This window comes from Isoptericola sp. NPDC057191 (assembly GCF_042670225.1).
Classification (GTDB): domain Bacteria; phylum Actinomycetota; class Actinomycetes; order Actinomycetales; family Cellulomonadaceae; genus Isoptericola.
The window spans coordinates 1-14,162 of the sequence record NZ_JBHUWC010000102.1 but is presented as its reverse complement, the minus strand read 5'-3'; the positions used below and the strand labels follow the sequence as shown (position 1 = coordinate 14,162).

Sequence of the window (14,162 nt, the reverse complement as noted above, 5' to 3'; positions counted from 1 at the left end):
GTCCAGTACGGATGGCGTACGGCGGTGTGGCGGGCGTCGGCGAACGCGGGGTGGAACTCGTTGCTCCGACCGGTCGCCCTGGTCTGCACGACGACGGCGCCCAGCCGGCCCGAGCCCAGCGACGCGAGGAACCCGGGCGCCGCCGCCCAGGCCAGGGCGGCCACGGCGCGCACGACGACCGAGCGCGTCAGCGAGCCGGCCGCGAACCAGCCGCCGAGCGCGGCCAGCGGCAGCGCGGCCACCACCACGGCGTTCACCGCCGTCTGGAGCCCGCCACCGGCCAGCACGGCGAACGCCGTCAGCGGCACGAGCAGCGGGTCCGCGGCCGCGCGCACCCCCAGCCCGTCGCGCACCCAGCCGGACGTCGCCGCCTCCCAGACGTCCCCGACGCTCCCGGGGGCCGGGAGCAGCCCGCCGCCCACGACCCGGCCGCCGTCGGCGAGCACGCCCTGCCACGGCCCGAAGAGCGCGACGTCGAGAGCCACCACGGCCACCAGGACGACGCCCAGGACGACGCGCCGCGTGCGGGCGAGCCGGCGCAGGTCCGCGCGCTCCAGGTCCGTGGGTGCCCAGCGGGCGCGCTGCGCCTCGGCCCGGGCCAGGCGGGCGTCCCGGCGCTCGGCGAGCACCTGCCGCCAGGTGCCGAGCAGCGGGGCGAGGACCCGCCGGGGCAACCGCCGGGTACGGGCGGCGCGCCGGCGAGCCCGGTACAGGGGCACCAGGCGCAGCGCGGTCACCACCGCGGCGACGAGCTCGTCGCGGGCCTGTGCCGGGCGCTTGAGGGCCAGCCGGTACATGGCCGCGAACGGCGCCCACAGCAGGATCGCGAGCCAGACGAACGGCAGCAGCGGCAGCGGCGCGTCGACGAGGCGCAGGTACAGCTGGCTGCGGCGGCGCGCGTAGCGCGACGTCTCCAGGTCCGGGGTGGCGTTCGGGCGCCCGCGCAGACCGAGGAGCGACGCCTGCGCGTGCCGCACGACCGCGTCAGGGACCACGACCACCCGGTGCCCCGCGAGCCGCGCACGCCGGCACAGGTCCAGCCCGTCGCCGAACGGACCCAGCTCAGGGTCGGTACCACCCAGCTCAGCCCACACGTGCGCGCGGACCAGCGCGCCGGCGAGCCCGACGGCGAGGACGTCCTCGCGCGCGTCGTGCTGGCCCTGGTCGATCTCCGTGTCGTCGATGCCGGTCATCCGCCGGCCGAGCGGCGACACCGTGCTGCCGACCTCCACGAGCATGCTCGCCTCGGCGGCCGGCGTCCCGTCGGGGTCGACGGGCCAGCGACGCTGCTTGCAGCCGGCGACGGCGACGGCGCTCGAGTGCTCCACCGCGCGCAGCAGGCGGGCCAGGGCGTCGGGGTCGGGGGCGGAGTCGTCGTGCAGGATCCACAGCCAGCCGGTCTCGGGGACGCCCACGACGGCGTTCGCGCGGTCGACCGCCTCGCCGAGGCTGCGGACCCCCGACGCCGCGACGAAGCGGGCGCCGCCGAGGCGCAGGTCGGGGTGGGCGGTCGACTCCGCGGCACCGACGTCCACGACGACGACCTCGTCGGCCGCGCGCTCCTGGTGGGCGAGCGCGTCGAGCGTGGCGTCGAGGAAGGGGGTGCGGCCGCGCGTGACGACCACGGCCGTCACGGTCACCACCAGGGGGGCGGCAGCGGTGCCGTCCCTCCGGTCGCCGGCGGCGGTGGCGGGCGCGCCGACGGTGGTCGCGCCCGGGGGTGCGACCACGCCGCCGGGGCGGGCTGGAGTCGGGTGGGGAGCAGTCATCCTGCCCGCCATGATGCGACGAGCCCCGATCCCGTCGTGGGATATCCGACCCGTGCGTGTCGGGCCGGACATCCCTTCGGTCAGCGCGCGCTCAGACGGCGCGGCGCTTCAGCTTGCGACGCTCACGCTCGGAGAGCCCGCCCCAGATGCCGAAACGCTCGTCGTTGGCGAGCGCGTAGTCCAGGCACTCGGCCCGGACCTCGCAGGACGTGCAGACCTTCTTGGCCTCGCGCGTGGACCCGCCCTTCTCGGGAAAGAAGGCCTCCGGGTCGGTCTGGGCGCACAGGGCTCGTTCCTGCCACCCGAGGAGAGTCTCGTCGTCGACCGTAGCGTCACCGAACAACGGCAGCACCGGCGCTACGCGCTCGGGCTCACGGCCTACGTCAGACGGGAAGACCCCCCGGTCCCCATCCAGCAAGTTCCACATGGCGTGCCCCTCCATGCCGTTCTCTTTACGGAAACTGCATACCTGGAATTACACGCGTGTCCTTCGAAGGCGTCAAGTCGAAATGTGCTAGTGATCTCGATCTCCACTGCCCATTCACATGCGGGGACGGAGCCGCCGCGCCGCGGCTCGTAGGCTGACCTGCGTGAACCCGCTCCCCGCCGCCCCCCGGACACCGTCGACGATCTCGCAGATTCTCGATCTTGTCGTGTCCGACCCCGGTCGTCCGCGCCTCACCTGGTACGGGGACGGCGGGGAACGCGTGGAGCTCTCCGGGGCCGTGCTGCAGAACTGGGTGAACAAGACCGTCAACCTCCTCGTCGAGGAGTTCGACGCCGCACCGGGGACCGTCGTGACGCTCGACGTGCCCGCGCACTGGCGCGGCGTCCTGTGGGCGCTGGCGGCGTGGCGCACCGGCGCGACGGTGGCGCTCCCCGGCGACGTGCCGGCGGCCGGCGGCGACGTCGTCGTGACCTCCCGTCCTGAGGCGTGGGGCGACCTCCTGTCCGGTCCCGGGGCCCCCGACGTCGTGGCCGTGGCGCTGCCCGCCCTGGCGCGGTCGTTCGACGGCGCGCTGCCGCCCGGCACGGTCGACGCGGCAGCGGCCGTCATGACGTACGGGGACGTCATCGGCTGGGCCCCGGAGACCGACACCGCCGCCGTCGCGCTCGAGGCGCCCGGCGCCGGGCCCGTCACCTTCGGCGACCTGCTGCCCGCCCCGCGGGCGGCGGACGAGCGCGTGCTCGTCGACGGCGACCGCCCGCTCGGGGAGCTGCTGCGCGACCTGCTCGCCACGTGGGCCGCCGACGGCTCCGTGGTGCTCCTGTCCGCGGCGACCGCGGCCGAGCTCGGCGCCGACCCGGAGCGGCTCGACCGGCTGCGGGCCACCGAGCGCGTCACGCCCACCGCCTGAGCACCCGTCGCCGCAGAGTTCACCCTGCCGGTTCCGGGCAGGTGCAGCACAATGAACTGCCATGCGCGGCATCATCCTGGCCGGCGGCAGCGGCACCCGGCTGCACCCCATCACGCTCGGCGTCAGCAAGCAGCTCGTGCCCGTCTACGACAAGCCGATGATCTACTACCCGCTGTCCACGCTGATCCTCGCGGGCATCCGGGACATCCTCGTCATCACCACCCCGCACGACGCCGAGCAGTTCCGGCGCCTGCTGGGTGACGGCTCCGAGTTCGGCGTGTCGATCGAGTACACCGTCCAGGTGCAGCCCGACGGGCTGGCGCAGGCGTTCGTGCTCGGCGCGGACTTCGTGGGCGACGACGCGGTCGCCCTCGTGCTCGGGGACAACATCTTCTACGGGCCGGGCCTGGGGCGGCAGCTCACCCGGTTCCACGGCCTCACGGGCGGCGCCGTCTTCGCCTACCGCGTCGCGGACCCCACGGCGTACGGCGTCGTCGAGTTCGACGACGACGGCCGCGCCCTCTCGCTCGAGGAGAAGCCGCGCGAGCCGAAGTCGAGCTACGCGGTGCCCGGCCTCTACTTCTACGACAACGACGTCGTCGAGATCGCCCGGAACCTCGAGCCGTCCGCCCGCGGCGAGTACGAGATCACCGACGTCAACCGCGAGTACCTGCGCCGCGGCACGCTGCAGGTCGAGGTGCTGCCCCGCGGCACCGCGTGGCTCGACACCGGCACCTTCGACTCCTTGCTCGAGGCGTCGGACTACGTCCGCACGATCGAGCGGCGCCAGGGTCTCAAGATCGGCTCGCCCGAGGAGGTCGCCTGGCGCCGCGGGTTCCTCACCGACGACGAGCTGCGCGTGCGCGCCGAGAAGCTGGTCAAGTCCGGGTACGGCACGTACCTGCTCGGCCTCCTCGAGCGCTGACCCGAGCTGCTCGTCAGCTGCCCGGTGCCCTGCCCCACGCGACGAGCCCGGTGCCCGTGCGGGGGAACGCCCGCTGGGCGAGGCGGAACGGCCAGGTCGCGGCGCGGACGAGCGTGCCCTGCGCCGCCGTCGACGGCTGGAAGAGGCGGCCGCTGCGGGCCGTGCGGTCGGCGGTGCTGCCCTCGTCGCGCAGCCCCGGTCGGCGACGGGCGACCTGGTTGCGTGCGGCCTCCAGCGCGTAGCCGAGCGGGACCCCGTACAGGCGCAGGCCGACGTCGTGGAGACCCGCGTCCCGCAGGAGCGCGACGAGGACGGCCGGGTCGTACCGGCGGAAGTGGCCGACGGCCTCGTCCATGGGGCCGAACCGACGCTGCCACGCGGGGGTGGAGAGCAGGAGCGTGCCACCGGGCCGCAGCCGCGCGACCCACTCGCGCAGGGCGGCGGCGTCGTCGTCGATGTGCTCGATGACCTCGAAGGCGCAGACGAGGTCGAACCGCTCGGCGGCGGGCAGCGTGTCGAGCGGGCCGTGCACGACCGTGCCCGGCGCTCCGGCGTCCACGAGCCGCTGCTCGGCGGTGCGGGCGCTGTCGGCGTCGAGCTCGACCCCGGTGTACGCGGCGGCCCGCGCGGCCAGGCGGACGCCGACGGCCCCCTGGCCGCAGCCGATCTCGAGCACGCGCCCCGCGGCGCCGGGCAGCAGCGGTTCCACGACGTCCCACCGCAGGCTGCCGTACAGCGTGAGCGGGGGCGGGGTGGCGACGGCAGGGGGCACGAGACGCTCCTTCGGACTCGACGGCACTGGCGGCACTGACGGCACTGACTGCACGGACTGCACTGACGGCACCGAGGGCGGGGGTTCGGGGCCGGCCGAGGTCAGCCTGCCAGCACGTCCGCCGCGGCGACGTCCCACCGCGCGGCCCAGTCGCCGATCGGGTCGACCCCGGCGGCGCGCAGGGCGTCGTGGCCGAGCACGGAGTACGCCGGGCGGGGTGCGGGGCGCACGAAGGCGTCGCTGGTGGTGGCGGTGACGCGGGTCCTGGTGCCGAGGCCCGCCACGATGCGCCGCGTGAACCCGCACCACGACGTCTGTCCCGAGGCCGTGCCGTGATAGGTCCCCGCCGGGGCGCCGGCGTCGACGAGGCGCACGATCAGGTCGGCGAGGTCCCGGGTCCAGGTGGGCTGCCCCACCTGGTCGTCCACCACGGTCAGCTCGTCGCGCTCGGCCGCGAGCCGCGCCATCGTCCGGGGGAAGCAGCCGCCGTGGGCGCCGTAGAGCCAGGCCGTGCGCACGATCAGGTGGTCGGGCGCCTCGGCGCGCACGGCCCACTCCCCCGCCGCCTTCGTGCGGCCGTAGGCGGACACGGGGGCCAGGGGCGCGCCCTCCGCGTACGGGGTGCCGGCACGCCCGTCGAAGACGTAGTCCGTCGACACGTGCACCACCCGTGCGCCCGCCGCCCGCGCGGCGCGGGCCAGGTGCGCGGCGCCGAGGGCGTTGACCCGGAAGGCGGCGTCCTCCTGGGTCTCGGCGTCGTCGACGGCGGTCCAGGCGGCGCAGTTGACCACGACGTCGACGTCGCGCACGACGGCGGCGGCCACGGCCGCGTCCGTGACGTCCAGGTCCGCGCGGCGGGCCGCGACGACGTCGGCGCCCGCCTCCTGCAGCACGTCCAGGAGATCGTGGGCGAGCATGCCGCCCGCCCCCACGACGAGCCAGCGGCGGCGCGCGGGCGGCGACGTGCTGGCAGGTGTGCTGGCAGGTGTGCTGACGGTCTGCGCGTCGGCGGTGCTCACGCCTAGGATCCTAGGCGGGGGCGGCCGGGACCGGGCGTCCGACGGACACACCCGAGGGAGCACCACCCGTGCGGTTCCGCGAGCTGGCAGTGCCCGGCGCCTACGAGATCACCCCGCAGCAGTTCGGCGACCCGCGCGGGGTCTTCCTCGAGTGGTTCAAGGCCGGGCCGTTCGCCGACGCCGTCGGGCACCCCCTCGACCTGCAGCAGGCCAACTGCTCCGTGTCCGCCGCCGGCGTCCTGCGCGGCATACACTTCGCCGACGTCCCGCCGGGACAGGCCAAGTACGTGACCTGCGCCCAGGGCGCCGTCCTCGACGTCGTCGTCGACCTCCGCGTCGGGTCGCCGACCTTCGGGCGGTGGGACTCCGTGCTGCTCGACGACGTCGACCGCCGCGCGATCTACCTCGGCGAGGGCCTCGGCCACGCGTTCCTGTCGCTGGAGGACGGCTCGACCGTCCTCTACCTGTGCTCCACCGGGTACAACCCCGGCGGCGAGCACGGGATCCACCCTCTCGACCCGGCCGTCGGGATCGACTGGCCGACGACCGCCCGCGACGGCTCGCCCCTCACGCCGCAGCTCTCCGACAAGGACGCCGCCGCCCCCGGGCTCGCCGAGGCGGAGCAGCAGGGACTCCTGCCCTCCGACGACGCGGTCCAGGCCTACCTCGCCAGCCTGCGCGCCTGACCGCCCCGCCCGCCGAGGTAGTCCCCCTCGCGCCGAGGTAGTTCTGCTATCTCGGCCGGGCGAGGGCCCCTGCCCCGGCCATCGCCAGGTCGGCGATCGTCACGAGCACGCGGCTGACCAGCACCAGCAGCAGGACCTCCGCGTGCGGCAGCACGGCGGCGAGGACCGCGAGCAGCACCAGCTCGCGCGCGCCTGCACCGGCGGGCACCACGACGACGAGGAATCCGACGACCCAGGCGAGGGCGTAGCCGCCGACGGCGAGCGCGACGCCGCGCGCGTCGGCGGGCATCCCGAGCCCGACGGCCAGCACCCAGACCTGCGCACCGGCGAGCAGCCACCCGGCGACGGACCACAGCGTCGCCGCACCGAGGCCGCGCCAGCCGAGGGGCCGGTCCAGCGGAGGCCGGCGGGCGACACGCAGGGCCCAGGCCACGCACCGGTTGAGCACGGGCGGCAGGAGGACGACGGCGACGGCGGGCAGCAGCCACAGCACCGGGCCGGCCGACCCGAGGGCGCCGGAGGCGACGAACGGGAGGGCGACGACGCCGACGACGGCCCCGGAGACGACGCCGACGAGGGTCGCCACCGCCGTCGTCGTGACCGAGGTGCGGCGCGCGATGCCGTGGTCGACCCCGAGCTCGGCGGCGGCGACCACGTTCCAGACCCCGCCCGGCACGTACTTGCCGAGCTGGCTGATGCCGAAGACGCGCAGCGCGACACGGAAGCCTGCGGGCGACCCGAGGTCGGCGAGGACCACCCGCCAGGACACGAAGGTGCACAGGACGAACGCGAGCGACAGCAGCAGGGCGACAAGGACGCGCTGCCAGGAGAGCTCGGCGGCGGCCCGGGCGAGGTCGTCCCGCGCGGCGACGACGGCGTAGACCGCCAGCCCGATCGCGAGGACGAGGAAACCCCACCGCACCCAGGGCGAGCGCAGCACGCCGAGCGCCCGGGACAGCGCGCCGGCGCGGGCCGTCACGGACGCACCCCCCGGGAGGCGAGCAGGCGCACCAGCGGCTCGACGACCGCGGCGGGACGCGCGAGGCCGCGACCGGACGCGGCGCGGGCCCGGGCGGCGGCGAGCGTCACCGGGTCCCGCAGCGCGAGGAGCCGCCCCGCCAGCGCGGCGGGGTCGGCCGGAGGGACGAGCTCGACGTGGTCGCCGAGGTGCCGGCGCTGCGGCGCCGTGTCGGACGTGACCACGACGCAGCCCGCGGCCAGGCCCTGGAAGACCTTGTTCGGCACGACGCGGAGCCCCTTGGGGGTGGCGGAGAAGATCCCCAGGCAGACGTCGTGCGCGGCGACGAGCCCGGGCAGCTCGGCGGGGTCGACCCAGCCGAGCCAGGTCACGCCGGGGACGTCACGCAGCAGGGCGCGGGCGGCGGGCAGGTCCTGGCCGGCGCCCACGAGGGTGACCTCGATCCGCCGGCCCCCCTGCGCGCCGTCGGCGGCCGCGCGGGGCAGCGCCCGGGCGAGGGCCGCGGCGAGCACGTCCGTGCCCTGCAGGGGGGTGAACAGCCCGAAGAACACGAGTCGCAGCGGCCGGGTCCCGTCGTCGGCGAGACCGGCCGCCCGGCCGGCGGAGGGCGCGGCGTCGAACCAGTCCTGCGGCGCGCCGACCGGCACGACGAGCCCGCGGCGAGCGCGGGACGGCACGAGCTCGCCGAGCATGCGCGCGTGCTCGGCGGTGTCGAGCAGCACGACGTCGGCGCAGGCCACCGCCAGTCGGTCGAGCGCCCGCAGCGCCGTCACCCGCGCGCCCCGCGCGCCGCGGTCGGTGGCCGTGTCCCCCGCGAACACGAGGTGGTCGAGCAGCACCGGCGTGCGTCCGAAGAGCAGCCGGGCGAGCACGACGTCGAAGTGTCCGAGGTAGCCGACCAGCACCGCGTCCGGACGCCCGTGCCTGCGCCGGTGCCGGACGGCGTCGCCCACGAGGAGCGCCCAGCAGCGCAGCAGCCGCACCAGGAGGACGGGCAGCCGCCACGGCTCGCGCAGCATCCGCACCCGCTGCGCCGTGCTGAGGCCGAGCGGACGGTCGAGCTCGTGCACGACGTGACCGTGGGCGCGCAGCCCTGCCACGAGCACGCCGATCCGGGGGTGCCGGGCGGCGTCGTACGTGCCGAACGCGACGATCACGCGGGCGCGTCCTGATCGTCGGGCACGGCGCCCGGCACGGTGTCGGGCACGGCGTCGGGCACCCCGTCGCGCAGGTCGTGGGGGACGGCGCCGTGCACGTCGTGGGGGACGGCGTCGGGCACCACGGCGTGCGACGCGGGCCGCGCGCCGTACTGGATCGCCTTGACCCGCTCGAGGGTCTCCTCCACCAGCGTGCGGTTGGTGCGCAGCAGGTCCGCGATGACCAGGAGCGCGAGGCACAGCAGCGCCCCGACGAGCATGGCGCCCGCGAAGACGAGCGACTGCACGTGGCCACCGGCGTCCCCGCGCGCCAGGTAGACGAGGAACCGCACGGCGGGCACGGCCGCGGCCACGAAGAACAGTGCGGCGAGCGTGAGGAAGACCAGGTGAGGTCGGAACATGATCCAGGAGCGCAGGATCGCGCGCCCGGAACGGCCCATGTGCTGCCAGATGTTGGAGAACAGCCGCGACTCGCGCGTCTTCGGGTTGGTGCTGATCGGCAGGCTCGTGATCCGCAGGCGCTTGTTGCCCGCCTGGATGATCGTCTCCATGGTGTAGCTGAACTCGGTCACCACGTTGAGCCGCAGCAGCGCGCCCCGGGAGTAGGCGCGGAACCCGCTCGCGGCGTCGGGCAGCGACGTCCCCGCGGCCGCGCTCACGACACGGCTGCCGAGGCGCTGCATCCGCTTCTTGAACGGCGAGAAGTGCGCGATGGTCGCCGTCTGGCGGTCCGCGACGACGATGTCGGCCTCTCCGGCCAGGATGGGCGCCACGAGGTCGCCGATCCGTTCCGACGGGTACTGGTTGTCGCCGTCGGTGTTCACCACGACGTCGGCGCCGTGCGCGAGGGCGTAGTCGACGCCGTCGCGGAACGACCGCGCCAGCCCCATCGTGCTGGTGTGCCGCAGCACGTGGTGCACGCCCAGCCGGCGCGCCACCTCGGCGGTGCCGTCCGTGGAGCCGTCGTCGACGACGAGGACCTCGACGCTCTCGAACCCGGCGACCTCGCGCGGGATGGCCGCGAGCACGAGCGGGAGCGTCCCGGCCTCGTCGAGGCACGGGATCTGGACGAACAGCTTCATCGCGCATCCTTCGGGGGACCGGGGGCCGCCGGCGTGTCGCCAGGGGCCACGGACGCCGCGAGTCTACGGGGCCACCCGAGCGCGACGACCAGCGCGGACACGAGCGCGAGCGCGCACGCCGCGACCACGACGAGCAGGGCGGGCTCCGCGAGCGGGCTCCAGGCGAGCCAGCGGTCGACGGCGGCCCCGAACGGATCGCCGGGCCCCTGGTAGAACGCGCCGAACGCCCACACCAGGCCTCCGGCCGCGGCTGCGAGCGCGAGCGTCGTCACCACCGGTACGGCGACGGCGAGGCGCCGGTCCTGGCGGCGCACGAGCTGCCACAGCGCGACGGCGAACAGTGCCGCGAGCGCCGCGATCCCGCCGAACACGTACCGGCCCTGGACGGCGACGAGCCCTCCGGTGTCGGCGTGCGCGGACCAGCTGTTGTACGCCACCCCGGCGGCGAGCCCGGCGGGCAGCAGGGCGAGCGCGAACGACGCGCGCCGTGCACCCGGCAGGAGGACCGCGGCGAGCACGACGGCGACCAGGACCACCGACCCGGCCACCACCCACGCGCCCGGGAGACGTACCTCCAGCCAGGACAGGTTCCCGAAGAACGCCTGCGGGAGCTTCTCCAGGATGAGCCGCGGCACCTCGGCGTCCGGCACCTGCGCCACGGTGGCCGGGTCACGGGGCATGCCCACGGGCTGCACCGCGCCCAGGGTGATCACGTTGCGCACCCACCACCAGCCGCCGACGGCCACGGCGACCGTGACGGCGACGACGAGACGCCCCAGCCGGCCGGGCCACCGCCGGCCGCGCGCGAGCAGGTAGGCGACGCCCACGGTGGGCAGCGCGAACGCCACCATCACCTTGGTGAGGAGCCCGAGCCCGACGACGACGCCGATCGCGACGGCGACCCGCCACCGCAGGTCGCCGGTGACCACGCGGGCGGCGAGCCAGGTCGCGGCCGCGCAGGTGAGCACGACGAGCGCGTCGTTGTTCACCGCGCCCATGATGTGCCCGAGCTGCGGCAGGAAGAGGGGGAACGCGGCGGCGACCAGGCCGGCTGCCGGCGAGCCGGTGACCCGGCGCGCGGTCGCGGCGGCGAGGGGCACGGTGAGCGCCAGCAGGACGACGTCGAACAGGCGCAGCGCCAGCATCTGGGCGTCCCAGCGCGCCTCGGTGAGCCCGGTGACGCGCAGCACGGCCGCACCGAGGGCGTAGTAGAGCGGCGGGTGCTGCGTCATCTGGTCGACCGTCGTGCCGGACGTCGCGTCGCCCAGCGCGTTCGAGGCGTCGAGGCGGGTGCGCTCGTCGCGGGGCACGGGCACGAGGTCGACGAACTGGGGGACGTCGGGACGGTGCACCCACCGGCCGGGCGGGTCGGAGGGGTAGCCGGCCTCGTGGACGGCGTCGACGACCCCGGGGGCGAGGTAGGCGTCGCCAGGGGCAGGCCATCCTCCGCCGTACGCGATGCGCAGCACGCTGTTGAGGTGGTTCTGCTCGTCGGGCGCCTGGAACGGCGGCGTGACGACGGCCCACAGGGTGGCCCACCCGGCCACGGCCAGCGTGATCAGCGCGACGGTACGCCGGTACCCGCGCGGGGCCGGTCGCAGGGCGCTCGTGAGGGGTGGCGGGGCGGGCTCCCGGCGCACGTGCCGCGTGGTGTCCGTCACGACCTCAGTGTCCCAGAGCGGGACGCCACCGGCGCCGCGGGTCCCGGATTCGCCCCCGCGCCCCCTGCCGCGCCCGTCGCGCCGCCGGTAGGGTGCCGCGCATGCGGGTCCTCGTCACAGGCGGCGCCGGGTTCATCGGCGCGAACTTCGTCCAGCAGACCGTGCGGGAGCGCCCCGACGCCCGCGTGACGGTGCTGGACGCCCTGACCTATGCCGGGGACCGGACGTCGCTGGCGCCGGTCGCGGAGCAGGTCGAGCTGGTCGAGGGGTCGATCACCGACGCGCCGCTGGTGGACGAGCTGGTGGCGGGCGCGGACGTCGTCGTGCACTTCGCCGCGGAGTCCCACAACGACAACTCGCTGGCCGACCCGTCGCCGTTCGTGCAGACCAACCTGGTCGGCACGTTCACCCTGCTGGAGGCGGTCCGCCGTCGCGGCGTGCGGTTCCACCACGTCTCGACCGACGAGGTGTACGGCGACCTGCCGCTCGAGGGCGACGACGCGTTCACGCCCGCGACGCCGTACAACCCGTCCAGCCCGTACTCGGCGACGAAGGCAGGCTCGGACCTGCTGGTGCGCGCGTGGGTGCGGTCGTTCGGCGTGGCGGCGACGATCTCGAACTGCTCCAACAACTACGGCCCGTACCAGCACGTGGAGAAGTTCATCCCCCGTCAGGTCACCAACCTCATCGACGGGGTGCGGCCGCGCCTGTACGGGGCGGGGCTCAACGTGCGCGACTGGATCCACGTGGAGGACCACAACTCCGCCGTCTGGGCCGTCCTCGAGCGCGGTCGCATCGGGGAGACGTACCTGATCGGCGCCGACGGCCAGCGCAACAACCTCCAGGTCGTGCGGACGCTGAACGAGCTGTTCGGCCGCGACGCGGACGACTTCGACCACGTCACCGACCGGCCCGGCCACGACCTGCGGTACGCGATCGACGCGTCCAAGCTGCGCGAGGAGGTCGGGTGGGCGCCCCGCTACACCGACTTCCGCAGCGGCCTGGCCGCGACGGTCGACTGGTACCGCGCGCACGAGGACTGGTGGCGGCCCGCCAAGGCGGCCGTCGAGGCCCGGTACGCCCGGAACGGCCAGTGACGACAGCCTCGGGCCCGGGGCCGGTGACCGACCCACACATTTCCTCTACCGTCCCGGTTCCCGGGCACCGCAGCGGCGTGACACGAACCCTCTATGCTCGCTTCCCGTGAGCCGCACCACCCCCCGCCACGTCGCCTCGGCCCCTGACTCCGTCAAGGGGCCCTCGCACGCACGCGCCCTGCGCACGCACACGCTCGCGCGCGCCCTGGGGATGGGGCTGACCGCCGTCCTGGCGTTCGTCGCCGTCGGCGGCGCGACGGCGGCCGTCCGGCTCACCAACAACATCACGTCCGTCGACGCGGACAAGCTGCTCGGCGACGACCGGCCCGAGAAGATCCTGCCCAAGGACCCCAACGCCGACATGCCGCTGAACATCGTGCTCATGGGCTCGGACAGCCGCGGCGGCGACAACGCCGACATCGTCGGCGACGGCACCCTGGGCGCCCGCTCGGACACGACGATGATCATGCACATCTCGTCCGACCGCTCGCGGGTGGAGATGCTCTCCCTCCCCCGCGACACCACCGTCGACGTCCCGTCGTGCCCGACGTCATCGGGCGGTCAGACCGCACCCCTGTACGGGGTGAAGTTCAACGCCGCCTTCGCGCAGGGGGTCAACAGCGGCGGTGACGTCGAGTCGGGTGCGCTGTGCGCCCAGAAGACGATCGAGACGATCACCGACGTGCAGATGGACGGCTTCGTCGTCGTCGACTTCGCCGGGTTCGAGAAGATGATCAACGCCCTCGGCGGTGTCGAGCTCTGCATCCCGGAGGACATCGACAACCCCAAGGCCGACCACCTCAAGCTGTCCGCCGGCGTGCAGGAGCTCGACGGCAAGACCGCCCTCAAGTACGCCCGCGCACGGTACGGCATCGGGGACGGCTCCGACCTGGGCCGCATCGGCCGCCAGCAGGAGCTCGTGGCCGCCCTCGCCCGCGAGGTGCTCAGCGCCGGGACGCTGGCCGACCCCGCGAAGTCGCTGAAGTTCCTCGGCGCCGTCACCGGGTCGATGACGATGAGCAGCAACTTCGCCTCCATCCAGGGACTCGCCGGGCTGGCGTACAGCGCGCGCAACGTGCGCCCTGACACCATCTCGTTCATGACCGCGCCGAACATGTACGACCCGAGCAACGCGGCGAACGTGATCCTCACCGACGACGCCGAGGCGGTCTGGAAGAACCTCAAGCACGACAAGCCCCTCAACGACGCGATCACGACCGAGAAGACCGGCAAGAAGTCGAAGGGCGCCGGCGACAGCAGCGCGACCCCCGTGTCCGACGACGACACCGGCACGACGGACGACGCGACCGACGACCCGACCGACGAGGCCACCGGCGCCGCCACCGACGACGCCACCGCCGCGACGACCCAGGACGACCCCGAGCCGAAGCGCACGCGCGAGGCCGGCAAGGAGGCGTTCACCGGCGCCGACGTCACCTCGGTCTGCGGCTGAGCGCGGGGATCCCCATGAGCAACGACGACCAGCGCATCCCGCCGAGCTTCACGCCGTCCGGCGGCAGCTCCGACCGCCCTCGCGGCTCCGGCGACGCCATCCCCGTGGGCGGGTCCTCCCGCCCGCCCGCGCCGCCCACCGGCGGCCGCGTGGGCCGGCGCGACGACGCCGCCCCCGTGGAGCCTCGGGTCCGCCGCCAGTCCT

General features: G+C 75.0%; 13 protein-coding genes and 1 pseudogene. 6 read left to right on the top strand and 8 right to left on the bottom strand.

The window, feature by feature from the left end; translation table 11 throughout:
- Both ACFT55_RS13190 and ACFT55_RS13185 read right to left on the bottom strand, forming a co-directional pair.
- Positions 1-1,769, bottom strand: a 1,769-nt coding sequence (locus ACFT55_RS13190) for a glycosyltransferase (RefSeq protein WP_380244289.1), incomplete at its 3' end; no start/stop codon positions are given.
- 91 nt (positions 1,770-1,860) lie between these two features.
- Positions 1,861-2,196 carry a WhiB family transcriptional regulator gene (locus ACFT55_RS13185; RefSeq protein ID WP_380244291.1) on the bottom strand — a complete coding sequence of 112 codons (336 nt, stop codon included), beginning with the start codon at positions 2,194-2,196 and terminating at the stop codon, positions 1,861-1,863.
- Positions 2,197-2,359: 163 nt separating this feature from the next.
- Between ACFT55_RS13185 and ACFT55_RS13180 the strand changes: the two genes are divergently transcribed.
- Positions 2,360-3,127, top strand: coding sequence for a TIGR03089 family protein (locus tag ACFT55_RS13180; protein WP_380244288.1), 768 nt, complete (start codon positions 2,360-2,362; stop codon positions 3,125-3,127).
- A 61-nt stretch (positions 3,128-3,188) separates the two neighbouring features.
- Entirely contained in the window at positions 3,189-4,052 is an 864-nt protein-coding gene (rfbA, locus tag ACFT55_RS13175) for a glucose-1-phosphate thymidylyltransferase RfbA (protein ID WP_380244287.1), read from the top strand.
- Positions 4,053-4,065: 13 nt separating this feature from the next.
- On the opposite strand, the gene ACFT55_RS13170 is transcribed toward rfbA, so the two are convergent.
- Both ACFT55_RS13170 and rfbD read right to left on the bottom strand, forming a co-directional pair.
- Positions 4,066-4,824 carry a class I SAM-dependent methyltransferase gene (locus ACFT55_RS13170; RefSeq protein WP_380244286.1) on the bottom strand — a complete coding sequence of 253 codons (759 nt, stop codon included), beginning with the start codon at positions 4,822-4,824 and terminating at the stop codon, positions 4,066-4,068.
- Positions 4,825-4,925: 101 nt separating this feature from the next.
- Positions 4,926-5,756 (bottom strand): dTDP-4-dehydrorhamnose reductase, encoded by an 831-nt coding sequence (gene rfbD / locus ACFT55_RS13165; protein ID WP_380244290.1) that lies wholly within the window; start codon positions 5,754-5,756, stop codon positions 4,926-4,928.
- Positions 5,757-5,911: 155 nt separating this feature from the next.
- Between rfbD and ACFT55_RS13160 the strand changes: the two genes are divergently transcribed.
- A complete protein-coding gene (locus ACFT55_RS13160) occupies positions 5,912-6,529 on the top strand; it encodes a dTDP-4-dehydrorhamnose 3,5-epimerase family protein (RefSeq protein ID WP_380244285.1) in 618 nt (205 codons plus the stop codon).
- A gap of 46 nt (positions 6,530-6,575) precedes the next feature.
- Here the strand turns inward: ACFT55_RS13160 and ACFT55_RS13155 are convergent, their stop codons facing one another.
- The 4 genes from ACFT55_RS13155 to ACFT55_RS13140 are packed head-to-tail and all read right to left on the bottom strand — an operon-like array spanning position 6,576 to position 11,408.
- A complete protein-coding gene (locus tag ACFT55_RS13155) occupies positions 6,576-7,508 on the bottom strand; it encodes a lysylphosphatidylglycerol synthase domain-containing protein (protein ID WP_380244284.1) in 933 nt (310 codons plus the stop codon).
- On the bottom strand, positions 7,505-8,665 hold the full coding sequence (locus ACFT55_RS13150) for a glycosyltransferase (RefSeq protein WP_380244283.1): 1,161 nt from the start codon (positions 8,663-8,665) through the stop codon (positions 7,505-7,507). Before ACFT55_RS13150 ends, ACFT55_RS13155 begins: the two co-directional genes overlap by 4 nt.
- The gene (locus ACFT55_RS13145; protein ID WP_380244282.1) at positions 8,662-9,747 is read right to left on the bottom strand and encodes a glycosyltransferase family 2 protein; all 1,086 of its coding nucleotides are present in this window, start codon (positions 9,745-9,747) and stop codon (positions 8,662-8,664) included. The genes ACFT55_RS13150 and ACFT55_RS13145 overlap by 4 nt, the downstream gene beginning before the upstream one ends.
- A complete protein-coding gene (locus ACFT55_RS13140; protein ID WP_380244281.1) occupies positions 9,744-11,408 on the bottom strand; it encodes a DUF2142 domain-containing protein in 1,665 nt (554 codons plus the stop codon). The genes ACFT55_RS13145 and ACFT55_RS13140 overlap by 4 nt, the downstream gene beginning before the upstream one ends.
- 101 nt (positions 11,409-11,509) lie before the next feature.
- On the opposite strand from ACFT55_RS13140, the gene rfbB reads away from it, so the two are divergent.
- The 3 genes and pseudogenes from rfbB to ACFT55_RS13125 form a co-directional block, all read left to right on the top strand.
- The gene (rfbB, locus tag ACFT55_RS13135) at positions 11,510-12,505 is read left to right on the top strand and encodes a dTDP-glucose 4,6-dehydratase (RefSeq protein WP_380244280.1); all 996 of its coding nucleotides are present in this window, start codon (positions 11,510-11,512) and stop codon (positions 12,503-12,505) included.
- A 106-nt stretch (positions 12,506-12,611) separates the two neighbouring features.
- Positions 12,612-13,958, top strand: coding sequence for an LCP family protein (locus ACFT55_RS13130; protein ID WP_380244279.1), 1,347 nt, complete (start codon positions 12,612-12,614; stop codon positions 13,956-13,958).
- Positions 13,959-13,972: 14 nt separating this feature from the next.
- Positions 13,973-14,162: pseudogene (locus tag ACFT55_RS13125) on the top strand (LytR family transcriptional regulator); the annotation flags it as partial.

Coding starts and splice junctions, on each gene's coding strand:
- ACFT55_RS13185 (WP_380244291.1), bottom strand. CDS start 2,196: ATGTGGAACTTGCTGGATGGGGACCGGGGGGTCTTCCCGTCTGACGTA.
- rfbA (WP_380244287.1), top strand. CDS start 3,189: ATGCGCGGCATCATCCTGGCCGGCGGCAGCGGCACCCGGCTGCACCCC.
- ACFT55_RS13145 (WP_380244282.1), bottom strand. CDS start 9,747: ATGAAGCTGTTCGTCCAGATCCCGTGCCTCGACGAGGCCGGGACGCTC.
- rfbB (WP_380244280.1), top strand. CDS start 11,510: ATGCGGGTCCTCGTCACAGGCGGCGCCGGGTTCATCGGCGCGAACTTC.